Origin of the sequence: Nocardia sp. NPDC051570, from assembly GCF_044454005.1 — a bacterium.
Taxonomy (GTDB): Bacteria; Actinomycetota; Actinomycetes; order Mycobacteriales; family Mycobacteriaceae; genus Nocardia.
The window spans coordinates 272,855-295,920 of the sequence record NZ_JBITDI010000006.1 but is presented as its reverse complement, the minus strand read 5'-3'; the positions used below and the strand labels follow the sequence as shown (position 1 = coordinate 295,920).

The window sequence follows — 23,066 nt, the reverse complement described above, 5'->3', positions numbered from 1 at the left end:
AAGTCATGAACGTAGTCGCCGTTGTGATCGCCGTGGTCGTGGTGGTACTGATACTGGTGGCCTTGTCGATTCGGGTGGTAACCCAATATCAGAGAGGTGTGTTGTTCCGGCTCGGGCGAGTGATCGCGGTCCGGCAACCCGGTATGAACTTCATCATTCCGGTCATCGACAGACTGTCGAGGGTATCGATGCGCATCATCACCATGCCTATCCAGTCGCAGGGCATCATCACCCGCGACAACGTCAGCGTCGATATCTCCGCCGTCGCCTACTTCCGCATCGTCGACGCCGAGAAATCGGTCGTCGCTATCGAAAACGTGTACTCGGCGATAGATCAGATCGCCCAGACCACCCTGCGTAAGGTGGTCGGCCGGCACACCCTCGATCAAGCGCTCTCCGAAACCGACAGCATCAATGCCGACATCCAGCAGATCCTCGACAGGACCACCCTGGAATGGGGCGTCGAGGTCACCCTGGTCGAACTCAAGGACATCCAGCTGCCCGACAGCATGAAGCGAGCCATGGCCCGCCAAGCCGAAGCCGAACGCGAGAAGCGCGCGAAAATCATTGCCGCCGAGGGTGAATCGCTGGCCGCCGCGGCGTTAGGCGACGCTTCCGACACGATGATGGCGCACCCACTGGCCCTGCAGCTACGCAACCTGCAGACCCTGATCGAGCTCGGGGTGGACAAGAACACCACCGTCGTGTTCCCGGCGCCGCTGATGAGCGCGATCGGCGAGATCGGCACCTTCTTCGCCCGCGAGACCACCGCCTCCGCGGCCCTGCACGCCGCCCAATCACCGCCTGCGGCCGCACCCGGCGCGGCATCGACACTCGACAACACCCCCGACTCGGTGAAGGTCGGGGCGCTCCCGAATTGACCTATCCGAAGGCGAGCAGCGGTCGGCTACCGTCAGCGGCCGCGTGATCGGGTAGCGGCTCCTGCGCGTCGGCCGCACGGATGCGGGCGTACTGCTCGGCCGGCGTGAGCATGCCGTGCCGAGCACGGGCCTGCTCGGGTGTCCAGACCATCGGGTTGTTCGGCGGCACCGCGCACAGGATCGGATCGAGGACCGGCACCGTGAGCGGACTGGCCGTGCGGAGGACGAATCGTTGTGCCGCAACGCTGTGCGCGATCATCCGGAAGAACATCCGCAAGGTGACAGTAATCAGCGCATCGGTCACCGGCGATTGCCGCACTCCGCCCATCTTGCGCATCCACCGCGGCAGGGTCGCGATGGTGGCCCTCCGGAACACCGCTTGGGTGAGCTTGGCGACGGGCCACAGCAGCGCGGAGTCGGGCAGGAGCGTATCCGCGGCGTTCAACAGCAACTCGACATGCTCCTGAGTGGCCTCCGTGGCCGCGAGGATCGGCCGCATGCGCTCGTAGTAGGCGCGCATCTGCTCGCGAGAGCGGGGTACGTCGTCGATGTTGATGGTCTGGAATTGCGCGGCGAGTGCGCATTCGGCCCAATACCGCTGTTCCTCTTCGGGACCGAGCTTGCCCGGGCCGAACTTCTCGTAGGTGTAGAGCACCGAATGCCATGCGGTCAGATGGATCCACAGCTGTGCTTCGGGGTCGTTGGCGTCGTAACGCAATCCGCTGATCGGTTCGGTGCCGGTGATCTTGGAGTGGATCTTCACCAGGATGTCCGATGCCTTCAGCACCGAGGTGCTGTCGCCGAAGGTGACGGTCGCCATGTACTGCAGTGTCCGGTCGTAACGGAGTGAGGGGCGCTTGCGGACCGCGCCGGTGTCGTTCACCGAGGCCAGCAGGTACGGTTCGTACATCTCGGTGACGACGGTCCGCTGGAACCCGACCGACAGGGCGGTGGGATAGCTGAATACCTTCCAGGACACCGAATCCGGGCCGAAGAAGCCGTAATCCTCGTGCGGGACCACCTCGTTGTGGTTGCTCATCGCATGCCTTTCTCGCTCGATGTTCGGGCGGTGTCGAGCTAGGCGCTCGGCCCGAGAATCATGGGTGCCACCGTGCGTTGCGCATAGGCGCGCACGGATTCGTCGGTGCGCAGATCGATCCCGTGCTCGGTCGGCATCAGCACGCAGGCCGCGAACATCATGGCAACGGTCTGGCCGGCCTCGTCGGCATCCAAATGTGTTGCGTGACCTTCGGTTTGGGCCTCTCGGATCAGCTGCGCGACCACGGAGCTGCCGAGCCGCAGTAGCGCGGCGTCGTCGGCCAGGCCCGCGGCGATGAGCCGATCCGGCTCCAGCGCCGCGGTGCGCGCGATGACCGGATGTTCACGAGCCATCCGCATGCATGCGACGAAACCTTCCACCAGCCTGCCCGCCGGATCGTCCACGCCCTCGACCGCGCGGAAAACCGTATCGGCCATGCGGCCGCCCTCGCGCATGGTGGCCGCCGCGATCAGGCCGTCGAGATCACCGAAGCGGCGATACACGGTGGTCCTGTTGACCTCGGCCCGCCGCGCGACGGCATCGATCTTCAATCGCGAGACTCCCGAGGACGCCGCCTCCATGACGGTGGCATCGAGAATTCGCTCTACGGTCCGATCGGCGTCGGTGTCCTTGCCGCCGAGAATCCCGGCGGCAAGGAGAGCCGCGATGCTCTGCTTCATGTCCTCAGCCTAAGGTCCTCGTTCAACCGATGCAACACATACTGATGATTGTGTTGCATTCGTTGCCATCAAGGATGGGTCGTGTCCGGTTATCGATGAGTGTAGGTCTACGCCGTTGACATCGCAGGTCTGCCGGCGTGTACTTGGAGGAGCGGCGGATCCGGGTGAAGGCTTGCTCGACCCGCGACAGCTCATCGGTGCACTGCAGCACGCTGCTACCGATTCCGACGCAGCCGGTCGATATCCGCTGCGTCGCAATCCACTCGGAGACGGGAATGAGGATGGGTGGCGCCTTGGCGAGAACAGCCGGTGATCCGGATCTTGCGATAGCAACGGCGAATGCGATTGCCGCGCTGCCGGGTCCGCAACGCCGTATCCTCGTGCTGATCTGCTACGGACATCTTTCTTGTCCGCAGGCGGCCGCGGCCACCCGAGTCCCCGAATCTGTTGTCAAACAACAACTCCACGACGGCCTGCATGCGATACGAACACATCTGGGCCGAGGGTGACCGAGCGGCAGCAGGTCGTTCAGTCGCGTAATGCCTGATCGCGCAATGTGTTCAGAGTACCGGCCAGGATGCGTGAGACCTGCATCTGCGAGACGCCGATCCGCCGGGCGATCTGGGCCTGGGTCTGGGATTCGAAGAAACGCATGACGAGTACGCGCCGTTCTCGCTCGGGCAGTGCGGCGATCAACGGCGCCACCGCGAGATAGTCCTCCACCATGCGGTATTCGGGTTCCTCGGCACCGAGCAGGTCGAGTAAAGACTGTGGCGCGTTGTCGCTTTCGGTGTCGGCTACGGCATCGATGGGGGAGGTTTCGTAGCCGTTGTTGGCGATCAGAGCCTGAGTGACCTCGGTCAGATCGATGCCGAGTTCCTCGGCGATCTCCCTGGCCCTGGGCAGGCGGCCCAGCCGGTGTATCAGCGCCTCGGTGGCCGGGCCGAGCATCTGCTGGATTTCCTTGATTCGCCGGGGAACTCGCACCGCCCAGGTGTGGTCGCGGAAGTGGCGGCGGACCTCGCCCATAATGGTCGGCACCGCGAAGCCCAGGAATGTCGAACCATAGGCGGGGTCGAAGCGGTCTATCGCGTACAGCAGTCCCAGACGAGCGATCTGCAGTAGATCCTCGAAGCTCTCCCCGCGCCCGGCGAACTTCCGGGCGATATGGTCGGCCAGCGGAAGGCAGCGCCCGATTACCCTCTCCCGCAAAGCAATTCGGCGCGGATCTGTAGCGTCGTACCCTGCCAGCTCGGCGAACAACGGTTCGATGTTGTCGTAGCTGTCGCCGCCGCGATTCTTGCGCGACGCTCGCGCGGAAACAGGCGGCGTCGCCGGACCGGTCCGAACTTGTGATGTCCCGATCGCCCTACGGTTGTTGTCGACGGACTCGAACGCGGTGCGCACAATGACACCCTCTGTCGTCGCGTTGATGCGGTACGACTGCCGGGGTCAAGGACAGCAAATCAATTGAAGTACACGGTGTTGAGTGCGAAACCGTGCCCTTCATTCAGGGTAGCAGGCACCATCCCGGCGGTGGGACGGGTTGGCGGCCACGTCGAGCTGGATCAACCGTGAAGCCGATTGCAGCGACGATGCAGGTGTACCGGGCGCGTGGACTGCACTGCCGGCCCCGCGACCAGGCCGAGGTCACCCGGTTCTTCGACGGGCTGGAACTGCTCGAACCCGGTGTGGTGCCCATCCATCGGTGGCGGGCCGGGACCGAGCTGCCGAAGGATTGGGATGCGAAGGTGCCGGGCTACGCGGGCGTGGCCCGCAAACCCTGATCACGGGCGGAATCAGCGGCTGTGCAGGGCGGCGAGCAGGACCTGCTGCCACTGCGGCGCTGTCAGCGCGCGGCGCCACCCCCGCCGGACCGATGAATGCGGATCCGTGAGGAGTGCGAGCGCGACGTGCTCGACACGAACCTGCCGATGCCCGAAGGTATTAGCGAGGTCGACCGCGCGCCGCAGTACCTCCTCGACTTCCGCGGTCATCAACTCGTCGACACCGACAGCATCGTCCGCGGGTGAGAGTCGCATCCGAGGTGTCCGCCCGTTGTCGCCGTCGGCGAGACCGGCCGAACCCGCGGGATGGGCCGTCCCTCGTGCGGCACCATCACGATGGTGCATCGCAGCCGAGTGGGTTGAAGTGGTCGGGTCGGTGCCGGTCATGGCGGATCTCCTGCATCGCGGATGGAACTCGCGAGCCGCCTACGGGACTCAGGAACCATTCGAACAGTACTCCCATTCGATCGCGGCAGGTTGACCGGTTCGAACCGATCGCGGCCCGAGTGGTGGTCTTGGCCGTTGGCCGGTTCGGGGTCCCAGTCACCTGTTCGCGGGGCGCCCGAGGTGCAACCATCGATATGTGGCAGCCGAGCAGGACCAGCGCGACAGTGAAGCAGCCCGCAGCGATCGTCCCGAGCCCGCGGTCGGAGGTGAGCCCGGGATGGCGCACGGGGGCGAACAGTGGCAGCAGCGCGAGCAGGCGCTGGGCCGGCGCGAGAATACCGCCGACGCACGCGAGGAGATCGCCGATCGGCGTGAACTCGCTGCCGATGCGCGTGAGGAGCTCGTCGATCGGCGTGAACTCGCCGCCGATGCGCGTGAGGAGATCGCCGATCGGCGTGAGGCGTCCGCCGATGCCCGCGAAGAGCAACTCGATACCAAGCAGCGGCGGCTGGCCGGAAGCACATACGATTCTGTCGAATCCGCCAAGCAGACCAGCTGGGAGGCGATCGCGCGGGCGCGCGTTCTGCTGGCCGCCAGCATGGAGCGCCTGGATCGCAGCGAGGCCGCGTTGCGGCGCAGCACCTCACGGGAATACCTGCAACAGGCCGAGATTGATCGGAATGTGGCCGAAACACGCCGCCGCATGTGGCCGACGAGGGAACAGCCGCACACCGACCCGGACGGACCCGCGACAGGCGAATGACCACGCACGCCTGAACGACGGCCGCCCACCAGAGCGACTGCGTCACAACCGTTTCGCCACCCCGGGCCTGATTCAGCCGAATGGAGCTCCGCCTCCGGAGTCTCAATTGCGTTCTGCGGCTGTGCTTTCGGTGTGTTCGCTGGATGCTCGTTCGGTGCTCGTGAGCAGTTCGTCGAGCGTGGGCGGGCCCGTGCGGGCGGTCGTGGCGAATTCGATCGAGCTCATACCCGGGTGGCTGTGGGTGGCTGTGCGATGTCGCCGTCGGTTTGCAGGGCCTGCTTCGGATTGTGCTGCACCGTTTACGTCACATTCGATGGTCTTGTCGGCGATGACCAACACTGAAAGTGAGGCTAACCTTACGTCATGGACGTCGGTTCGACCGCTCTTGCTTCGACGGCACCCGACTCCGGCGGGCCACGGCGTCGTCGGTGGATTCATCTCGGGTTCTTCGCCGTGTGGGGTCCTGGCCTGTGCGTCATGCTGGCCGACACCGATGCCGGTTCGCTGATCACCGCGTCGCAGTCGGGTGCGCAGTTCGGTTACCGGATGGTCCTGCCGCAGGTCATCCTCATGCCGATCCTTTATGTCGTGCAGGAGATGACCATTCGGCTCGGCATCGTCACCGGGAAGGGGCATGGGGCCCTGATCCGGGAGCGATTCGGGCGCGGATGGGCGTATCTGTCGTCGACGACGCTGTTCCTGTCGGTGATCGGCGCGCTACTGACCGAATTCGCCGGTGTGTCCGGTGTCGGCGAGCTGTTCGGGATCTCGAAATGGATCACCATCCCGATCGCCACGGTCTTCCTCCTGGCGCTGGCCCTCACCGGCAGCTACCGGCGAGTCGAGCGCATCGGTATCGCGCTCGGACTGGCGGAGCTGGCCTTCCTCATCGCCATGGTGATGGCCAGGCCGAATCTCGGCGACCTCGCCCACGGCATGGCGTCGCTGCCACTGCACGACCCGGACTATCTGAAACTGCTGGCCGCCAACGTCGGCGCGGTCATCATGCCATGGATGGTGTTCTATCAGCAGCGCGCGGTGATCGATAAGAAGTTGTCCACCACGGTGATTCGGCAAGCGCGTCACGACACCGCGGTCGGGGCGGTACTGACCCAGCTCATCATGATCTCGGTCGTGGTCGCGGTAGGCGCGACCATCGGCCTGTCGAATTCCGGTGCGTCCCTGAACACCGTCGGCGACATCGCTCATGCGTTGACGCCGTTCCTCGGTGAGTTCGGTGGAACGGTGCTGTTCGGGCTGGGCATGCTGGGGGCCGCCTTGGTCGCCGCGATCGTGTCCTCACTGGCCGGATCCTGGGGCCTGGCCGAGGTATTCGGCTGGAAACACACTCTCAATGAACGCCCCAGCCGCGAGACGGCGAAGTTCTACCTGACCTATGCCTTGGCCCATCTCATCGGGGCCGCGGTGGTGCTGGCCAGTCTCGATCTGGTCGATCTGGCGGTCGACGTCGAGGTGATGAACGCACTGCTGCTGCCGCTGGTGCTGGGACTGCTGCTGATGCTCGAAGCCAAGGCGCTGCCGCCGCAATGGCGAATGCGCGGACCGCATCGATACGTGACATGGGTATTGTGCGCCGCTGTCATCGGATTCGGGCTGTACATGATTCCGGGCACGCTGCACTGGTAACCCGCCGGAGCGAGATCGCCTGGACCGTGGTTCAGCCGAGTGGTGCTCCGCCTTCGGAGTCCCAATTGTGTTCTGCGGCTGCGCTTTCGGTGTGTTCGCTGGGTGCTCGTGCGCTGCTTGTGAGCAGTTCGCCGAGTGTGGGCGGGCTCGCGGCGGCGGTTGTGGCGTTCATGGTCGCGTTCGCGATATCCGGAGTCGTGTTCGGTGCGACGATGAACAGGGCGATTCGATCGCCGCTGACGCCGTGGACGTCGAGAGTGTGGGCGGGTTTGAACCGGTATCCGTCGAGCCGGACGCGACGCCCGGCATCGGCGAATCGTGGTGGTGTGGTTGGCCATTCGGTGAGGTTGTAGGTCACCCGGTGGATGGGGCCGAGCCGCGGCCGCAGAGTGGCCAGCAGATCGGGCAGCTCCGCGGCGAGGTTGTTGCTGTGGGGCCACCATGCGCCGTCGATACGGTCTGGTGTTCTGGTCCCGGGTCGCAGTCGTAACCGTGGACCCGATGTGGTGGGGGGATCTCGCCCGATGTCGGGCAGGGTCGGTTGAATGGTCATGTGGGGCACTTCCTTCCGAGATGCCGGTGACTATTGGCTCGGCTGGGGCATATCGACGTGGCAGTTCCCGACTTTCGGGTTCATGCCGAGGTAGTTGAGGGGTCCCGCGGCGATGGTCGCCGCGATGGTTCCGGTGCTCGCGCAGCTGGTGGGTGCGCTGGTGTAGTAGTGGCGCTGGGCACCGGCGATGGCGCCGACGACCAGCCAGACGAACACCAGGACGACGATGATGCTGGTGAGTCGCGAGCGGCGGCCTCCCCGCATCCGGCTGTCGTAGGCGTAGGTTCTCATGTCGGATCTCCGTGTAGTGAATGTTGATGTGGGGTTACTCGAGGTGGTCTCGCCAGATCGGTTGGGTGGGGATATGCCGTGAGCCGCCGGAGTTTTCGTTGAGATCACGGCTGATCACGTTCTCTTCAGGACGCGATCGGGTCAGCAGCCGCCGGACCCCGCCGCCGAGAGTGGATCGCCGGCCACCTGGCGACTGAAGGATCAGTACGGCGACGCCGATGACGATGCCTGCGATCAGGATGATGAGCATGACGGCTCCATAAGGTGGGGGTGAGGCTGCGGGGTTGTGGCGCAGTCGATGTCGTGCGGCTGGGCCGGTCAGTAGTAGTGGCGTCGGCCGCCGACGGCGTGGCCGGTGCGGCCCGCGATCATCAGTGCCAGGCCGATGATCAGCAGAATGATTCCGGCGGTGACCAGTAGCGGGAAGCCGAGGATGAATCCGGCGAGGAGTAGAACAACTCCGACGATGATCATGACGGGTTACCTGATTTCGGATGAGCGTGAATTGTCATGTGGCAATCGGCGAGCGCCGACGCGAGCGCGGTGAGCCGCGGTGGCCGCCACGCGGATACCTCGGCCGATCACCGATCGGCCGAGGCGTGACCGAACAGCTTGCCCAGGCTGCGTGCACGGGGTGCGGCCTGGCTGCCGGTTTCCGGCCCGGCCGCGATGCCGGGTGCGTCGATGGCGACATCGGTGGTGCCGGTGCGGCCGTAATTGACAGGGGTGTCCTGGCGGGTGGTTTTCAGCTCCCGGCGGGCGGCGTGTCCGCGGCGGGCGGTACGGCGCGCACCGGACAGGAGCAGGCCCAGTCCGGCGATTCCGATGCCGCCGACGACGATGCCGTAGAGGAACAGCACACCGGTCGATCCGGTGACGTGATAGCCCAATGTCGAGAAGTGATCGGTCAGTGCGTGATTCGCGCCGCCGTTGGCGAATACTCCCGCGACACCGATGAATACGGCGGCGAGCAGGATGACGAGTCCGATGATGACGATCATGGCGATCCCTCGGATCTGTTGGTCCTTCCAGTACACGCCGATAAACACCTCATGTCAACACTGTAGGTCTACACTTGGAACAACGACCGCGCCGACGGAACGAGCGCGCGCCATCAGCCGCCTGACCACGCATGGCCAGGACGGGTCGACCCATCGGTAACACCTACGAACGGCGCCCGCGTGAGCATCATCGATCACCCCGACGACCACTCCGCGCCGGGATCGGTACCGTCGGATCCGGCACCGGTGAACCCGGGCCGACCAGGAATCGGTGAGATCGCTCGGGGGAGGCCACGACGACTCCGGCACCTCATCGCCGGAATCGCATGGGCGCTGGCATTCGCGTATCTGGCCGCCGAGTTCGTCACCGCCTTCGCCTGGAAGACGGGTTACAGCTTCCGCTACGACACCATCAGCGATCTCGGCATCACCGCATGTACGCCGAAGATGTGCTCACCACTGCATCTGCTCATGAACGCGGCCTTCGTCGCCCTCGGCCTGCTCACGATCATCGGCGCCATCGGATTCCGCGACTATCTTCCCCACGGACACCGCCAATGGTCGATCGTCGCGCTCGCGGTCGTCGTCGGCGCGAGCACCGCCGCCACCGGTGTGTTCCCGTCCAATGACGGCATCATCATCCACGGCCTGGCCGTCATGCCCGCCCTCGTATCCCGGCACATCGTGCTGATCCTGCTCGCGATCTGGCTGTGGAAACAACGCCGCCTCGCCGCGATATGGTCGGCCTTCTGCGCCTCCACCGGACTGACCGGCACAGTCCTGCTCACGATCGGCCTGCAAGTGGGAATCACCGAACGGCTCGTCTTCTACCCGCTACCGACCTGGATGGCCGTCACCGGCGCCGTCATCGTGCTCAAACCCCTCCGCAACGCAATACCGCGGGACCGGGTGAAGCGACTGATCTGGCGAAGCGACCCGGGACAGCGCGGTCGGCCCCGGCCGTGACCCGTCCCGGGAATCCGCGGAATCGGGAATTATGTGCACCCCGCCGGAGCGGGTGTTCCGGCGAATCGTTGGCTCAGATAGTCGATCGAGGGGGCGATGCCCGGGAAGGCGGCTGGGATGTGGGTCGGGGTGTTGGTGGTGAGGAATGTGATTTGGGCGCCGGCGGCGCACCAGGTTCGGACCAGCGCCGCGGTGCTCGCGTACGGCAGGACGTCGTCCGCGGTCGAATGCCACGCGAAGGTGGGCAGCGGGGGAGTCTGCCGGTCCAGGCGCAGCGTATCCGCGATCGCCGTGAGCCGGGGATCGTCGGTGATGTTCGGCGCGACCGTGTAGTCGTCGAGGTCGTGGAACGGATACTTCGCGAGGAAGTCGTCGTCGCAGAGGTTGGCATCCTCGGTGAATGCCTGCTTGCCTCGATCATTGAGTAGCGCCGGGATATCGGCCTCGGGGTGGAGCCGGTCCATCGACTCCAGCCCCAGCATGCCGAGCCCTGCGGAGTAGGTGCCGTTGACCGCACGGAAGGCCGCGCCGATATCGGCGGGGATGCCTCCGACCGACATGCCGGCCAGCGGGAGCTCGGGTGCATAAGCCGGTTGCTCGTCTGCCGCCCATATGCTGGCCATCGACCCTCCCGAATAACCGATCAGCGCGACCGGTGATCGGGTCAGCTCGGCGGGCGCGAAAGCCCGCGCGGTGCGGATTCCGTCGAGCACGCTGTGCGCCCAGAGCTTTTGGTCCAGGAAGCGCTCCTGCGGTCCCTCGTAGTCCGAGAGTACGACGGCCCAGTTCTGTTGCAGTGCGGCAATGTCCAGCGCCGATTCGGGCTGGGCGGTGGTCACACCCGCGAGAGGATCGGCCACGACATTGCGTGAGGTGGCGCAATGGGGGCCGAGGCTGTCCTCGGCGACCTGGTGGCTCACCAGCGGACGCGTGCCCTGCCCGGTCCAGGGCGTCGGCGGGACCAGGATGGTCGCGACGCCGGTGGTCGGCACGTCGTTGGAGTCGAGGGTTTTGTACTGCACTTGCCATGCCTTGACCGGCATCGTGAGGAACAGCCCGGTGGGGTTGATCTCCCGTGATCGCAGGAAAGCCCCGTTGGGGAGTTCGGCGAGATTCGTGGGCGCGGTATAGAAGGAGTCCGCATCGGCGACCGGAGTCGGTTCCGCCGCTGCGATAGTCGCTGGTCCGGCGAGGGTGACTGCCGCGACGGTCGCGACGGTGAACAGGCGTCGTTCGAGTCGGAAGCTACTGAGATTCATTCGATGGTCCTTCGATTGGACGGCCGGACCAAGTCTCGGACATTTGTCCAGAGTATGCCGATAGTTCGGACCATTGTCCAGAGATTGTTACGATAAGTACTGTGCCGATTCGCCCACCGACTCATCGCGCCGCCGGACAGGCCCGTCGCGCCGCCCTTCTGGACGCGGCCGTCGAGGTCATTGCCGAGAACGGGGTAGCGGGCGCGACGCACCGCGCTATTGCCGCACGCGCGCGGGTGCCGCTCTCGACGACGAGTTATTTCTTCGCATCGATCGACGAATTGGTCGCTGCCGCAATGGAACTGGCGGCCGAGGGGCTGATCGCCCGGATAGACGCCGCCCGGGGGGAGATCGTGGGCTCGACTGTCGACGAGATGGTCGACCGCTACGTGGACCTGTTGTTCAACGTGCCGCAGACCTTCCTGGCCGCCGAATTCGAGATCTACGTGCACTGCCGGCATCAGCCGGCGCTGCGAGATCTGGCCCATCGGATGATGAGCGGTTTCGAACGCTCGGCGGAGGAACTGCTGCACGCGGTCGGTGCGACCGATCCGTATCCGGCAGGCCGTGCCCTGATCGCACTGATCGACGGCTTTGCTCTGCAGCGGTTCGCCTGGCCGCGCGGCGCGGATGATCGCGCGCAGCTGGCGACGGCCATGCGTACCCTCGTGCACGCGTACGTCCGCTAGGGCCGCCCGATTCGCTATCCGTCGATGACGATCCGCTGCTGGCTGATGTCGTCGAGCCAGTAGGCCCGGTTCTCCTCGACGACCAGCAGTTCCTCGAACTTCGCGCCGAATCCGTCGGCGCGGACGTGCGGCTCGATGGCCCAGATGCCGGTTTTCGGCCCGCGATGCTTGGGGCCCAGCACCTCCGGGAAGACCATGCGCCGGATCTGGGTGCCGAGGAACCCGAGGCCGTGCCAGCTCAGCACGTAGCCGACTGCACGCTCAGGCAGGAACCAGGGGAGCCGATCGTTGAGTCGGCCATGGTGGTAAACCCTGTGTCCCAGTACGTTTTCCGGGTAGCCCGCAGCCGCATTACCGTAGCCGGCGGCACGGATCTCATCGTCGACCCACTCGAATACGCCGCGCGCCAGTTCCGGGTCGGCGAAGTGCTGGGGAATCTCCGCGCGGAGCCTGGCCAGGAAGTCCTGCGCCTGTTCGACCGCCGGGTCATGCCCGACCGTAGCGGTGTAAGCGATGTCGCCGGTGTAGCCGTCGACGACCGGGGCGCAGTCCAGAATGACGACATCGGTCTCCCGCAGTGTCGCGCCCGTTCCCTGAGTGACCGGGCCCCACTCGCCGTCGGACGCGATCGACCGCTCGCGGAACACCGCGATCGGCTTGTGCAGCATCGTCTTCACACCGTGGTCGTAGAGCCACTCGATCATCCACTGGCCGGTCCGGGCCTCGGTCCAGCCGGGCCGCATCTCCTTGGCCGCGGCCTGGGCGCAGGTGAAGCTCAGCCGCTGAGCCCGACGAAACCCCTCGACTTCCCCGGCCGTCAACAGATTCGCCGACGCCGTCCGGCGGCCGGATAACCAGCTGGTCAGGAAATCGGTGTCCCTGGGTAGCGGATCGGTGAGTCGTGGCATGGGTCGGTCCTCCAGGGCATCGAGGTGGCACGCCCGGATAGATTGGACGTTTGTCCAGAGTATTATGGATATTCGGACGTATGTCCAGAGATTGTCGGCTGTTCACCTCATGAAGTCGGTGGCAGGGGACTCGCCGTAGTTCCGAGTGGCATATTTAGCAAGCTAAGCATTAGCTAGGTGATAGCGTAAGATCATGCCCTCATCACCGCAAGACCTTCCCGCCGGCGGCCGATTGCCGCAGGCCGACGACCCGGAGTTCCTCGCGTTCACCCGGGCCGTACAGGAGATGCTCGGCGCGGTACGCCGCTCCCGCGGGCGACTCGCCGGGCAAACCCGACTTTCCCTGTCGCTGTCACAGGTTCAGCTGCTCGAGGCGCTCATCGACCACGGCACCCTGGGCGTCAGCGAGATCGCCGAGCACGCGGGCGTCGCCGTCCCCACGGCCACCCGAATGCTCAAGCAGCTCGAACGCGATGGCATCGTCACCCGCACCCGCGCGAAGGGCAATGAACGCCGAGTGGAGATCGCCCTCACCGACTCCGGCGCCACCCTGCTCACCCAGTACAGCGCCCGGCTACGCGAACGCCAGCTGAAGACCTACCGCGATTTCCGGCCCGATCAACGTGCCGCCATGACCGAACTCCTCGAGCGACTCACCGAATTGATCGACGACATCTGACCTGAGCGGATAACTGGAACCACTGCCCGCGGCGTTGGGCGCCGGACTGGCCGACCCGACCCGACGACTGATCGTGTTGATCGGAAGGAAACAGTTACGGACTCAGACCGGTGATGAAGGCGCGTAGGTGGCGGTCGACCTTATCGGGTTTCTTGATGGAGCTGAGGTGCCCGGCGCCCGGCACGATCACCAGTCGTGCACCGGGAATCCGGTCTGCCGCACGGGTTTTGTGCCGTAGGGGGATGAATCGGTCGTCGTCGCCGGCGACCACCAGCACGGGTACCGCCCCGAGTGCGGCCAGGCCCGGGCTGTGATCGCATACGGCGGCGTCGGCGATCAATGCCAGCAGTGTGAGGGTTCGCGCGGAGGTGATCAGCCGTCGGGCTCGCCGAACGCCTGCGAGCCGGGACAATCGTTCGTTCGAGGTTCGCGGGTGTCGCGCACCGGGTACCGGGTGCCGCCGCGTACTGGTGTCGGTGAGCAGTCGCCGCAGTGGAGGTACCACTCGCCACAGCAGTCCGACGACGCGGCGGGTCACGACACTCGGGAGGCGCAGCGCGATGTCGGCCCATCGGCCGGGCACCGTATCCAGGAGGGCGACACCGATGATGCGGGTGCCGAACAGGTCCGGCCGGCATTCGGCGAGCGCCGAGACGGCCATACCGCCCATCGAATGTGCGACGACAACGACGGGCCTGCCGGGCACCGCGGATTCGAGCACCGTCGCGATATCGCGGGCGAGCCGCGCGACGGTGGCGTGCCCCGACTCGGGTTCATCGGAACGGCCATGGCCGCGGTGGTCGAACAGGACGGTGGTTCCCAAGTCGCCCAGGGTATTCCGCTGCCGACTCCAGTAGACGAGTCCGGTATTGATCCCGTTGACGAAGACGATGGCCACCGGTGCGTCCGGGTCACCATCGAATTCCACATGTAGTCCGACGCCGTCGTCGCAGAGCACCCGCATCTCGTTCACCCAGCACCTCATTCTCGCCATCTGTCGCGAATGTTGTATTACCTCAGTAGCATTCGTGGGTCCATAGCGCATGGGGTATGCGCCGGTACCGATTGAGGGGTGAGCTGTGATCGTGCACATTACCGATGTCTTCGCACCGCGCATCGGCGGAATCGAGGTCCAGATCGACTCTCTGGCCTGCACGCAGACGGCATCGGGTGAGCAGGTGCACGTGGTCACCGCGACCGGTGGAGCCGACGGCGACGGGGGACTGCCGTACCGAGTGCACCGCCTCACACGCGGGGAAAGCCTTCGCGCGCTGTTGCTTCGGCTGCGGCCGCGGGTGGCGCACGTGCATCTGAGCGTCTACTCGCCGTTCGCGTTGAGTTCCGTACGCGAGGCGCACCGATTGCATATTCCGACCGTGGTCACGGTGCACAGCATGTGGGACGCGCCGGTCCGGACCGGTTATCGAATGTTCGGGGGGCGCGGCGACTGGCAACAACGGGCGGTGCTCACCGCGGTCAGCACGGCGGTGGCAGCCCAGGTGGACCGCGCGCTGCCGAAGGCATCCACCGTCGTGGTGCCCAATGCGGTCTCGCCGACGTTGTGGCACAGCGTATCTCGACAGGCCGATGATCTGCATGTGGTCTCCGTGGGGCGGCTCGCGGCCCGTCGGCAACCGCTGACGCTGCTGAAAGTCCTTCGGCTGGCACACCTTCGGCTCGCCGGAGAGGTTGCCCTGCGCGCCACCGTTGTCGGCACGGGGCCGTGGCGGGAGGCGATGTACCGGTACCTTCGGCGTCACGATATGACCTGGGTGCGATTGGCCGGTGCGCAGGATCAGCACACTATCGGCGAAATCCTGGCCACCGCGGATGTCTACCTCAACGTGACCAGGCGCGAGGCGTTCGGATTGGCCACCCTGGAGGCCCGGACCGCAGGTCTGCCGGTGATCGCCCGATCCGGCACGGGGGTCACGGATTTCGTCGAACACGGCCGCGAAGGTCTCCTGGGGAACACCACGCAGGACCTGGTCACCGCCTTGGTGTCGTTGGGCCGTCACGGCCACCTGCGCCACCGCATCACCACACACAACCGCACCGTGACGCCGACCGCCTACTGCTGGCCGGCCGTGCTGAATCGACTGCACGACTGCTACGACGACGCGGTACGCCGGGCAGCGCCGCCCGACGCGCGCCGCCCGACCCCGTCCGGGAAGTCCCACACGACAAAGGAGACCGCATGATCTCGCCCGTGCATCTGGCCCGAATCGCCTGGAGCAACGTGGATCACCTCCAGAAGCGGTTCGGCAATGCCACCCTCGCCAGCGTGACGCACGACCTGGCCCGGGCGGCGCGGCTGCTGCGGCGGGATCCGGCGCCGCGCACGGTCCCCGCCCGCGCCGAGCGCGTCGTCGTGACGCTGTCGACCGTGCCCCAGCGCCGCGGTCACCTTCGTCCGGTGTTGCGCAGCCTGCTCGACCAGACCGTGCCGCCCGATCGGCTCCTGCTGGCCTGGCCACACCATTCCCGCCGCTCGGGTTCGGCGTATCCGGCGCCGCCCCGGCTGCCCGCCGGGGTGGAGATCCTGCGCTGCGAGGACGAAGGTCCGGCGACCAAGCTGTTACCCGCGCTGCGGACCGAGCCGGATGCGGTGCTGGTGGTCGTCGACGACGACGCGATCTACCCCGATACCTTCCTCGAAGACCTGCTCACCGCCCATCGGCAGGTTCCCACGGCGGCACTCGGCCTGCGCGGACAACACGTTCGATTCGGTTGCGACCCACGCTATCTCGGACACGTGTGCGGGACGGCCGTGCTCGACCACGTCCCGGTCGACGTGCTGATGGGGATGTGGGGGTACCTGATCCCGCCCGGTTCGCTGGACCATGCGGTGCACGACTTCTCCGGCTGGCCCGCCGAGGTGCGCTGGCAGGACGACGTGTGGATCTCCGCGCATCTGGCGCGGCGCGGGGTGCCCCGGCTGGTGGTACCCGTCCGTGGCATGCCGATCGAATCCACCGGTGCGTTCGTTGCGGCATTGCACCACACCGTGAATCGCTCCGGTCACAACGAGGCGGTCGCGTTCGAGACGTTCACGCAGTGGTGGTGACGAGGATCGGCAGCGTCACGGCGGACGGGGTGCGGGGACCGCGAAGGATCCTCTGCTCGACGGCCTCGGGGTGGCGTACATAGCGCGGTACTGCGGCGCTGCAGACGTGCACGCGTAACCGGTGCCCGGGTGCGAATCGGTGGGCGATCGGCCACAGCTCGACATCGACGGCGCCGGTATCGTCGATATCGACGCGACGGACGCCCTCGCAGATGTTGAACGACCGGCCGTCGGGACCGACATCGCACAGTCGGACAACGAAATCCGTCGTCGAGCCCGGTGCGGCAGGGCCGTCCGCCGTCGATCGGCCGGACCGGAAATGCAGGTGCACGGTGACCGTCCCGATGACTTCCGTAGCGCCGGTGAGTGGTTCGCTGGTGTAGGTGAGCAGATCCGGGCGGCTTTCGACCCAGCGGCTGTCCTCCGGCCGGGAACGGCCGACGATCACCGGGCCCCGGGGCGCGGGGGTGGGATCGGCGGGGTCGTAGCGATAGCGGTCGCAGCCCGAGGTGTCGGGCGGGTGCGGCGACAATCGTCCGGCCGAGTGCAGATACCATGCGGCCGAACGGATTCCCGGTGGCGGCCAGTCGGAGTATTCACGCCATTGCCGCGCCCCGGTCACGAATACTCGTACGGGCAGCGCGCGCAGGGCGGCGCGATCGTCGCGCAGGTGTGCGCGGAACCACTGCAGCGCTTCGCGATTCGCGGTGAGGAACTGGTGCGGATGGTAATGCCCCCACGGCCCGATGGTCAGATGCGCCGCCACCCCCGCGGCCCGCAGGGCGAGATAGTCGCGAATCAAGCTCGGCAGGAAGATGTCGTACCACCCGCCCACCAGATGTACGGGCGCCACGGTCTCCCGCGGCGCATGGCTGTGGTCCAACGCCCTCCGCACCGGATTGCCCGTTCCGTCCCCGGCGATCGCGGCCTGGTAGAACGGCACCGTCGCGCCGCCGGTCAGCCTGTCGAGTTCGGCCGTCGGCGCGCCGGAGGCGATGGCTCGCCGTGCCCGCCGGGGCGCCATGAGTGCTGTGGTGAAGCTGTGGTTCGAGCACCAGATGAGCAGTGACTCCAGCGCCGTCGACCCGCCGGTGAAGATCGCGTCGGCGATCGACGAGGCCCCCACATGCACCGACATCGCTCTCAATTCGGGGACCTCGGTCGCAATCGTCCAGTGCGCGAACCCCATTGCGCTCATCCCGTGCAATGCGAGCGTTCCGTCGAACCAGGGCTGCCCGCGCAGCCAGGCGACCGTGGCGAGCCCGTCCTCGCGTTCGGTACTCAAGGGGAGCGCGTCGTCATCCGCTCTGCCGTCCTGCACCACCACCTGAAAGCCGTGCCGGGCGAAGTACACACCGTAGAGAATGCCGAGCGGACGACGCCCCATCGGCGACCGCACCAGTATGGTCGCGGCGGCGCACCCCGCGGCAGGAACATAGCGGTCGGCGAGCAGATCGGTGCCGTCGGCCATCGGGATTCGCAGATCTCGTTGGACGCGAATATCAAAGATCATGCCGCACATACCATTCCGTACCGAGAACCAGCCGGAAAACTGGCGCCGGCAACCGCAGCAGCGCGGCCAGTGTCCGCACGCCCGCACCACCGGATGCCTGACTGGCATGCGCCGCCATGCTCGCTCGCTTCTGTGCCGCGTAGCGCCGCACATTCACCCGATGCGTTATCGCGCTGCCCGGCACATAACTATCGAGGAATCGCTCGGCGCGCACGTCCGTCGGTGCCAGTCGCAGACGCTGTGCGGCCCGTATCGCGCGCAGCAACAGGTCGCGGTCCACCGTGGCTTCCAGTAGCACCGGGGTGCGTGCCATGCGTGCGGCGAGTGCGCCGACGTGATGCAGCTGGATATGGTCGGGATGCCCGTAACCCCCGGCCGGATCGTAGGAGGTCACCAGATCCGCGCGTTCTTCGACCAGGAGTGCGGCGATCCGTTCCGCGGCCTGGTCGACCGGCGTCGCGCAGAAGGAATCCGGTGCGCCGCCGTCGATTCCGGAGTCGCCGTAACCGAGGAACTCCACTCGCGCGCACCCCAGCGCCCGCGCCGACGCCAAGGTCTCCGCCCGCCTCCGCAGCCCTAGATCGGCACTCGAATCCGCCAGCCCCGCTTCGCCGTCGGTGGCCACCACCAGCACCACCCGCTGCCCCTGCGCGGCCATCCGCGCCATGGTGCCCGCGGTCAACAGCGCCTCATCGTCAGGATGGGCGTGCAAGAACACCCGGGTCGAACTCACGAATCGGCTCCCGCCCGCGCGGCGTTCTCCGCGGCGTCGCGTGCCACGGCTTCCTCGGCAGTGGGTGCGGTGCCACCCAGATGCACCGGCTGCCACCACTGCCCGGCCCCGGCGTCCGGATACTCGCGCTGCGCTCGGTCGAGCAGCTCCTGCATGCGGGCGCGCAACCGCTCGGTGAGCTGCTCCGGCGCATCCTCCGACGTCGCGCGCAGCGGCTCGCCGATCAGGACGGTGATCGGCAGCATCGGCTGAACGATGTTGCGTCGATCCTTCGTCCACAGCCGCTGTGTGCCCCAGACCGCCATCGGTATCAGCGGCACTCCCGCCGCGCTCGCCAACCTGGCCGCGCCCGTGCGGAGCTGTTGCACGGTAAACGACTGCGCGATAGTGGCTTCGGGGAACACCCCCACGATCTCCCCTGCCCGCAGGGCATCGACGGCCGCGCGGAAGGCGGCTCCACCACCGCCGGACCGGATGGGGATCTGCCGCAATTCGCGCACCACCGGTCCGTATATCCGATGTTCGAACAGCGTCTGCAATGCCAGGAACCGGACCCTCCGCCCCGCCGCGTCCGCGCCGAGGAGGACGGCGAACGGGTCGAGGTAGGACACGTGATCGGCGGCCAGCACCGCACCACCCGCCGCGGGGATATTAGTATCGCCTTCGATCCGAACCCGCAGACCCAGGGCACGACAAACAGCCTTGGCAGCGAAACATACTGCGGGATAGCCAATCTCACCCATACTGTGACAACTTAGCCGACGGCTCCCTGATCCCGGATCACGCACCGCATATCTCGAACACGGCCGCGACGAGACGCTGATTCTCGGGCTCGGTTCGGACGGCGATGCGCACGTACTGGGCGCTGTCGGCCATCGGTTTACCGCTGCAGTCCTTGATCAGGATGTTGTAGCGGGAGAACAGTTCTGCCACCAGCCGGGTCGCCGTCCACGGCGGTGCCACGTGGACGAGCACGAAATTGGCGTCGGATTCCAGGACGCGCAGGCCGGGATGCCGGGCGAGGTCGGCGATGAGGCGATGCCGAGCCTGACGGACCCGATCGAGACTGCGCCGGAAGTCGTCGCCGAAATGCGGTAGGTGACGCAGGAATTCCTCCGCCACACCATTGATGTTCCAGATCGGGAGGGCCGTGCGAACGCGTCTCAGGAGTTCGGCGTCGGCCGTGGCCAGATACCCCAGGCGCAAGCCCGCCACACCATAGGCCTTGCTCATACTCTTGACGATGACGAGATTGTGGTAATCGTCGAGGAATGGCTCGAGGCTCGCCTCGTCGTCGGAGAAATCGACGAAGGATTCGTCGACGACGACGGTCGCCGCGTGCGGAACCAAGAGTTTGTCCAAGCGCAGCACATCGTGCGACGGAACCGCCCTGCCCGTCGGATTGTTCGGCGAGGTGATGATCACGCTGCGGGCACCGGTGTCGGCAACGGCGCGATAGACGCGGTCGGTGTCGAAGGCGAAGGCCGGGCCCGGCAATTCCACGAGATGCGCACGGGCGGAACCGAATGCCGCCTGTTACTCGTGAAAACCAGGAACCGGCAACACCGTATCGTCGAGCAGTTGCGCCAGGATCTTGATCAGCTCCGATGCGCCGTTGGCGACGGCCAGCCGCGCGGCCGGCTGCCCGATCGCCGCGGCGAGTAGTTCGCACAGAGTTTCCTGTCCGACCGGGTAATTGGCCAGCGCGGGCCGGAGATTCGCGGTCAGGCGCTCCCACAACCCCTCAGAGGGAAAGTGGGCGTTGTAGAGCAGACTGTGATCGGTCACCTCGTGCCGCCAGTACCCACCGTGCTGCCGGTTCAGCCGGTTCAGCCGGTCGGCGGGTGTCATGAACAGCCAGTCGGCGGCCGCGAGATCGGTGCGGTCGTCGATCTCCTGCCAACGGATATCCCGGCAGTCGACCGCCCGCATGGGGACTCGCGCCTGATTGACGGTTTCCGCGAGCACCGTGTCGTAGAAGGCATTCCACTCGCCACGCGCGATCAGTGCCTCGAGCCGGGGCAGGAATTCCGTGGCCAGGTAGTCCGCGCGCGGCAGGTGGATGTTGACCGTCTCGAACGGGGGCGCCGCCGCACCGGGCTGTTCGCCTGCGAGGACGATTTCCACGACGAGCCCGTCGTCCAGGACGACGCCGGTGCCGTTCATCCCGGCGCCCCAGGGCGCCACTGCGGTGACAGCCGGTGCCGCCTGTGCCGCGAGCAGCGCCGGGATCTCCGGATCGAACGCGATATCGCCGTCGAGGACGAAGACGTCACCATCGAGGTGGGCGCGGGCCAGCCACAGCGAGTACGCGTTATTGGTGAACTCCGCGGCATCGGAATGCACATAGTGCACAGAGATTTCGGCGAGACGGTCGCCGGTCCGGGCAATGATCTCCTCGGCCCCGTGCCCGACCACTACGAACACATCCCGCACGCCCACCGCCGCGAGATTGCGGATCGCACGGTGCAGGATCGGTTCGCCATCCACCGGGACCAGGCATTTCGGTCCGCCGGACCCGAGTCGACGACCGTATCCGGCAGCCAGGATGATTGCTGTGCGTGGGGCCATAGCTGGAAAACCTCTCGTCCGGTCGTCTCGCCGGATCCCGCACCGGCCACGCTGCGACAATCGTATAATGTTGCACACCTTAGCATTTCAGATAGCATCGACGCCGTTGCACTACCGTAATGTCTGAATCTGCAGGGGGCACAGTGAAAGTCACCGGTTCCGTCGCTTTTGCCAGGGCATCGCGGATGATCCAGCCATCCGGACAGCCATTTCCCACCGTGGCACAGGAGACAGTCGATCGCCTCTACTCCACCCTGCGCATTGTCGATATCATGATGCGCCGGTTGGATATTCCGTATTTCGCCGTGGCGGGCACATTACTCGGGGCTGTGCGTCATGGTGGGCTGATCCCCTGGGATGTGGACGGGGACATCGGAATTCGGGACGATGATTTGACTCGCCTGCTCGATGGATCGGGCGATCTCCTCGGGCGGGCCGGATATGGCCTGGCGCAGGGTAAGTGGTGGGAGCCGCTACGGGTGTTCCCGTTGTCCGGGCCGAAACAGTGGCCGTGGTACCGCAGACGGTTCCCTCATGTCGATATCTTCCCGATGCGACACCAAGCGCCCGACCGCTGGAACTATGCCGCGGAGCCGTTGCGGCAGAGGTATCCGGGCGAGTTCTTCGAGGGCGCGGATTTCGGGACCGTCCACGAATATCGTTTCGGTCCTTTGACATTGACGGCTCCGCCGCCCGCGATCGCGACGCGCTATCTGACGTCCGGCTACGGTCCGAAGTGGCGGTCGCATGCGGTGTTCGACCCCTACTGGGTACCTGCGATGCGCGGGGCGGGACCGGTCGAACTGGCCGAATTCCCTCCGGCATTGCCCAGCGATCGGGTCCGCGGCGAGTGGAACGAGACGGAGAAAGGTGGTGCGGCATGATCTCCCCCCTCCATCTCGCCAGACTCGGCTTCACCAATGCGAATCATCTCCGGCAACGCATCGCCGAAGCCACGCTCGCCGGAGCGGCACATGACTTCGCGCGCGCCGCGCGGCTGATGATCCGGGATCCGGAGCCCCGGCCGGCGCCCGCACGTGCCGAACGCGTCGTCGTCACGCTGTCCAGCGTGCCGCATCGTCGCTCGCATCTGGTCCCGACGCTGCGCAGCCTGGTCGATCAGATCTGCCCGCCGGATCGGATCGTGCTGGCTTGGCCCGAGCATTCGCTGCGAACCCTGAAACCGTATCCGCGACTGCCGCATATCCCCGCCGGGGTGGAGGTCATCCGGTGCGCGGACGAAGGCCCGGCGACGAAGCTGCTGCCCGCGCTGCGCGCCGAACCGGATGCGGTCGTGGTTGTCGTCGACGACGACCACATCTATCCGGATACCTTTCTGGAAGACCTCCTGGCGGCCCACCGGAGCGCACCCACTTCGACGGTGGGACTGCGCGGGTATTACGCGCAGAACGGCAGTAACCCGGACAACTTCCCGCACGTCTGCGGGACGGCGCTGCGGCAGCCACGGGCCGTGGACGTACTGATGGGCATGTGGGGCTACCTCATTCCACCCGGATCGCTGGACGAGGGGTACACGATTTCAGTGGTTGGCCCGCCGAAGTCCGCTGGCACGACGACGTCTGGATCTCGGCGCATCTCGCCCACCGCGGCGTGACCCGGCTGGTCGTCCCGGTACGGGGGGTGCCCATAGA

30 protein-coding genes are annotated in these 23,066 nt (G+C 66.2%); 12 read left to right on the top strand and 18 right to left on the bottom strand.

What is annotated here, in order from left to right; genetic code table 11:
- The first annotated feature begins 5 nt into the window (after positions 1 to 5).
- A complete protein-coding gene (locus tag ACIA76_RS17585) occupies positions 6 to 881 on the top strand; it encodes a slipin family protein (RefSeq protein ID WP_397152848.1) in 876 nt (291 codons plus the stop codon).
- A gap of 1 nt (position 882) precedes the next feature.
- Here the strand turns inward: ACIA76_RS17585 and ACIA76_RS17580 are convergent, their stop codons facing one another.
- On the bottom strand, positions 883 to 1,920 hold the full coding sequence (locus ACIA76_RS17580) for an oxygenase MpaB family protein (RefSeq protein ID WP_397152847.1): 1,038 nt from the start codon (positions 1,918 to 1,920) through the stop codon (positions 883 to 885).
- Between the two features lie 38 nt (positions 1,921 to 1,958).
- Complete coding sequence (locus tag ACIA76_RS17575) at positions 1,959 to 2,600, bottom strand: TetR/AcrR family transcriptional regulator (RefSeq protein WP_397152846.1); 642 nt, start codon at positions 2,598 to 2,600, stop codon at positions 1,959 to 1,961.
- Between the two features lie 275 nt (positions 2,601 to 2,875).
- Between ACIA76_RS17575 and ACIA76_RS17570 the strand changes: the two genes are divergently transcribed.
- Entirely contained in the window at positions 2,876 to 3,109 is a 234-nt protein-coding gene (locus ACIA76_RS17570; protein WP_397153068.1) for an RNA polymerase sigma factor, read from the top strand.
- Positions 3,110 to 3,128: 19 nt separating this feature from the next.
- Here the strand turns inward: ACIA76_RS17570 and ACIA76_RS17565 are convergent, their stop codons facing one another.
- Positions 3,129 to 3,872: an RNA polymerase sigma factor SigF gene (locus ACIA76_RS17565; RefSeq protein WP_397153067.1), complete on the bottom strand. Its 744-nt coding sequence runs from the start codon at positions 3,870 to 3,872 to the stop codon at positions 3,129 to 3,131.
- A 302-nt stretch (positions 3,873 to 4,174) separates the two neighbouring features.
- Between ACIA76_RS17565 and ACIA76_RS17560 the strand changes: the two genes are divergently transcribed.
- A complete protein-coding gene (locus ACIA76_RS17560; protein ID WP_397152845.1) occupies positions 4,175 to 4,387 on the top strand; it encodes an SAM-dependent methyltransferase in 213 nt (70 codons plus the stop codon).
- A gap of 12 nt (positions 4,388 to 4,399) precedes the next feature.
- Here ACIA76_RS17560 and ACIA76_RS17555 read toward each other — a convergent pair whose 3' ends face one another.
- The gene (locus ACIA76_RS17555) at positions 4,400 to 4,774 is read right to left on the bottom strand and encodes a Clp protease N-terminal domain-containing protein (RefSeq protein WP_397152844.1); all 375 of its coding nucleotides are present in this window, start codon (positions 4,772 to 4,774) and stop codon (positions 4,400 to 4,402) included.
- Between the two features lie 196 nt (positions 4,775 to 4,970).
- On the opposite strand from ACIA76_RS17555, the gene ACIA76_RS17550 reads away from it, so the two are divergent.
- Positions 4,971 to 5,537 carry a hypothetical protein gene (locus tag ACIA76_RS17550; protein WP_397152843.1) on the top strand — a complete coding sequence of 189 codons (567 nt, stop codon included), beginning with the start codon at positions 4,971 to 4,973 and terminating at the stop codon, positions 5,535 to 5,537.
- A gap of 102 nt (positions 5,538 to 5,639) precedes the next feature.
- Here the strand turns inward: ACIA76_RS17550 and ACIA76_RS17545 are convergent, their stop codons facing one another.
- Positions 5,640 to 5,762 carry a hypothetical protein gene (locus ACIA76_RS17545; RefSeq protein ID WP_397152842.1) on the bottom strand — a complete coding sequence of 41 codons (123 nt, stop codon included), beginning with the start codon at positions 5,760 to 5,762 and terminating at the stop codon, positions 5,640 to 5,642.
- Positions 5,763 to 5,900: 138 nt separating this feature from the next.
- On the opposite strand from ACIA76_RS17545, the gene ACIA76_RS17540 reads away from it, so the two are divergent.
- Positions 5,901 to 7,184 carry an NRAMP family divalent metal transporter gene (locus ACIA76_RS17540; RefSeq protein ID WP_397152841.1) on the top strand — a complete coding sequence of 428 codons (1,284 nt, stop codon included), beginning with the start codon at positions 5,901 to 5,903 and terminating at the stop codon, positions 7,182 to 7,184.
- Between the two features lie 31 nt (positions 7,185 to 7,215).
- On the opposite strand, the gene ACIA76_RS17535 is transcribed toward ACIA76_RS17540, so the two are convergent.
- From ACIA76_RS17535 to ACIA76_RS17515, 5 genes are all read right to left on the bottom strand, one after another.
- Positions 7,216 to 7,737, bottom strand: coding sequence for a DUF5994 family protein (locus ACIA76_RS17535; protein ID WP_397152840.1), 522 nt, complete (start codon positions 7,735 to 7,737; stop codon positions 7,216 to 7,218).
- 30 nt (positions 7,738 to 7,767) lie between these two features.
- Entirely contained in the window at positions 7,768 to 8,028 is a 261-nt protein-coding gene (locus tag ACIA76_RS17530; RefSeq protein ID WP_397152839.1) for a hypothetical protein, read from the bottom strand.
- Between the two features lie 34 nt (positions 8,029 to 8,062).
- Positions 8,063 to 8,278 carry a hypothetical protein gene (locus tag ACIA76_RS17525; protein ID WP_397152838.1) on the bottom strand — a complete coding sequence of 72 codons (216 nt, stop codon included), beginning with the start codon at positions 8,276 to 8,278 and terminating at the stop codon, positions 8,063 to 8,065.
- A 68-nt stretch (positions 8,279 to 8,346) separates the two neighbouring features.
- On the bottom strand, positions 8,347 to 8,502 hold the full coding sequence (locus ACIA76_RS17520) for a DUF6131 family protein (RefSeq protein WP_397152837.1): 156 nt from the start codon (positions 8,500 to 8,502) through the stop codon (positions 8,347 to 8,349).
- Between the two features lie 107 nt (positions 8,503 to 8,609).
- Positions 8,610 to 9,065 carry a hypothetical protein gene (locus ACIA76_RS17515; RefSeq protein ID WP_397152836.1) on the bottom strand — a complete coding sequence of 152 codons (456 nt, stop codon included), beginning with the start codon at positions 9,063 to 9,065 and terminating at the stop codon, positions 8,610 to 8,612.
- Positions 9,066 to 9,209: 144 nt separating this feature from the next.
- On the opposite strand from ACIA76_RS17515, the gene ACIA76_RS17510 reads away from it, so the two are divergent.
- Complete coding sequence (locus ACIA76_RS17510; RefSeq protein ID WP_397152835.1) at positions 9,210 to 9,995, top strand: DUF998 domain-containing protein; 786 nt, start codon at positions 9,210 to 9,212, stop codon at positions 9,993 to 9,995.
- A gap of 29 nt (positions 9,996 to 10,024) precedes the next feature.
- Here the strand turns inward: ACIA76_RS17510 and ACIA76_RS17505 are convergent, their stop codons facing one another.
- Positions 10,025 to 11,254, bottom strand: a complete 1,230-nt coding sequence (locus ACIA76_RS17505) for a lipase family protein (protein WP_397152834.1) — start codon at positions 11,252 to 11,254, stop codon at positions 10,025 to 10,027.
- Positions 11,255 to 11,355: 101 nt separating this feature from the next.
- Between ACIA76_RS17505 and ACIA76_RS17500 the strand changes: the two genes are divergently transcribed.
- Positions 11,356 to 11,943, top strand: a complete 588-nt coding sequence (locus ACIA76_RS17500) for a TetR/AcrR family transcriptional regulator (protein ID WP_397152833.1) — start codon at positions 11,356 to 11,358, stop codon at positions 11,941 to 11,943.
- 14 nt (positions 11,944 to 11,957) lie between these two features.
- Here ACIA76_RS17500 and ACIA76_RS17495 read toward each other — a convergent pair whose 3' ends face one another.
- Complete coding sequence (locus ACIA76_RS17495; RefSeq protein WP_397152832.1) at positions 11,958 to 12,851, bottom strand: M24 family metallopeptidase; 894 nt, start codon at positions 12,849 to 12,851, stop codon at positions 11,958 to 11,960.
- Positions 12,852 to 13,044: 193 nt separating this feature from the next.
- On the opposite strand from ACIA76_RS17495, the gene ACIA76_RS17490 reads away from it, so the two are divergent.
- Complete coding sequence (locus ACIA76_RS17490; RefSeq protein WP_397152831.1) at positions 13,045 to 13,530, top strand: MarR family winged helix-turn-helix transcriptional regulator; 486 nt, start codon at positions 13,045 to 13,047, stop codon at positions 13,528 to 13,530.
- A 94-nt stretch (positions 13,531 to 13,624) separates the two neighbouring features.
- Here ACIA76_RS17490 and ACIA76_RS17485 read toward each other — a convergent pair whose 3' ends face one another.
- The gene (locus tag ACIA76_RS17485; RefSeq protein WP_397153066.1) at positions 13,625 to 14,494 is read right to left on the bottom strand and encodes an alpha/beta fold hydrolase; all 870 of its coding nucleotides are present in this window, start codon (positions 14,492 to 14,494) and stop codon (positions 13,625 to 13,627) included.
- A 115-nt stretch (positions 14,495 to 14,609) separates the two neighbouring features.
- Between ACIA76_RS17485 and ACIA76_RS17480 the strand changes: the two genes are divergently transcribed.
- Both ACIA76_RS17480 and ACIA76_RS17475 read left to right on the top strand, forming a co-directional pair.
- Positions 14,610 to 15,731, top strand: coding sequence for a glycosyltransferase family 4 protein (locus ACIA76_RS17480; protein WP_397152830.1), 1,122 nt, complete (start codon positions 14,610 to 14,612; stop codon positions 15,729 to 15,731).
- Positions 15,728 to 16,597 (top strand): hypothetical protein, encoded by an 870-nt coding sequence (locus ACIA76_RS17475; RefSeq protein WP_397152829.1) that lies wholly within the window; start codon positions 15,728 to 15,730, stop codon positions 16,595 to 16,597. The genes ACIA76_RS17480 and ACIA76_RS17475 overlap by 4 nt, the downstream gene beginning before the upstream one ends.
- Here ACIA76_RS17475 and ACIA76_RS17470 read toward each other — a convergent pair.
- The 5 genes from ACIA76_RS17470 to ACIA76_RS17450 are packed head-to-tail and all read right to left on the bottom strand — an operon-like array spanning position 16,581 to position 21,414.
- Positions 16,581 to 18,110 (bottom strand): CocE/NonD family hydrolase, encoded by a 1,530-nt coding sequence (locus tag ACIA76_RS17470; RefSeq protein WP_397152828.1) that lies wholly within the window; start codon positions 18,108 to 18,110, stop codon positions 16,581 to 16,583. The two genes, ACIA76_RS17475 and ACIA76_RS17470, sit on opposite strands and share 17 nt — an antisense overlap.
- On the bottom strand, positions 18,100 to 18,843 hold the full coding sequence (locus tag ACIA76_RS17465; RefSeq protein ID WP_397152827.1) for a PIG-L deacetylase family protein: 744 nt from the start codon (positions 18,841 to 18,843) through the stop codon (positions 18,100 to 18,102). The genes ACIA76_RS17470 and ACIA76_RS17465 overlap by 11 nt, the downstream gene beginning before the upstream one ends.
- Positions 18,840 to 19,586, bottom strand: a complete 747-nt coding sequence (locus tag ACIA76_RS17460; protein WP_397152826.1) for a lysophospholipid acyltransferase family protein — start codon at positions 19,584 to 19,586, stop codon at positions 18,840 to 18,842. Before ACIA76_RS17460 ends, ACIA76_RS17465 begins: the two co-directional genes overlap by 4 nt.
- 37 nt (positions 19,587 to 19,623) lie before the next feature.
- A complete protein-coding gene (locus ACIA76_RS17455; protein WP_397152825.1) occupies positions 19,624 to 20,346 on the bottom strand; it encodes a pyridoxal phosphate-dependent aminotransferase in 723 nt (240 codons plus the stop codon).
- Between the two features lie 33 nt (positions 20,347 to 20,379).
- Complete coding sequence (locus tag ACIA76_RS17450; protein ID WP_397152824.1) at positions 20,380 to 21,414, bottom strand: NTP transferase domain-containing protein; 1,035 nt, start codon at positions 21,412 to 21,414, stop codon at positions 20,380 to 20,382.
- Positions 21,415 to 21,632: 218 nt separating this feature from the next.
- On the opposite strand from ACIA76_RS17450, the gene ACIA76_RS17445 reads away from it, so the two are divergent.
- Together ACIA76_RS17445 and ACIA76_RS17440 are read left to right on the top strand one after the other, a co-directional pair.
- Entirely contained in the window at positions 21,633 to 22,298 is a 666-nt protein-coding gene (locus tag ACIA76_RS17445) for a LicD family protein (protein ID WP_397152823.1), read from the top strand.
- The gene (locus tag ACIA76_RS17440) at positions 22,295 to 23,029 is read left to right on the top strand and encodes a glycosyltransferase (RefSeq protein ID WP_397152822.1); all 735 of its coding nucleotides are present in this window, start codon (positions 22,295 to 22,297) and stop codon (positions 23,027 to 23,029) included. The genes ACIA76_RS17445 and ACIA76_RS17440 overlap by 4 nt, the downstream gene beginning before the upstream one ends.
- The last annotated feature ends 37 nt before the right edge of the window (positions 23,030 to 23,066 follow it).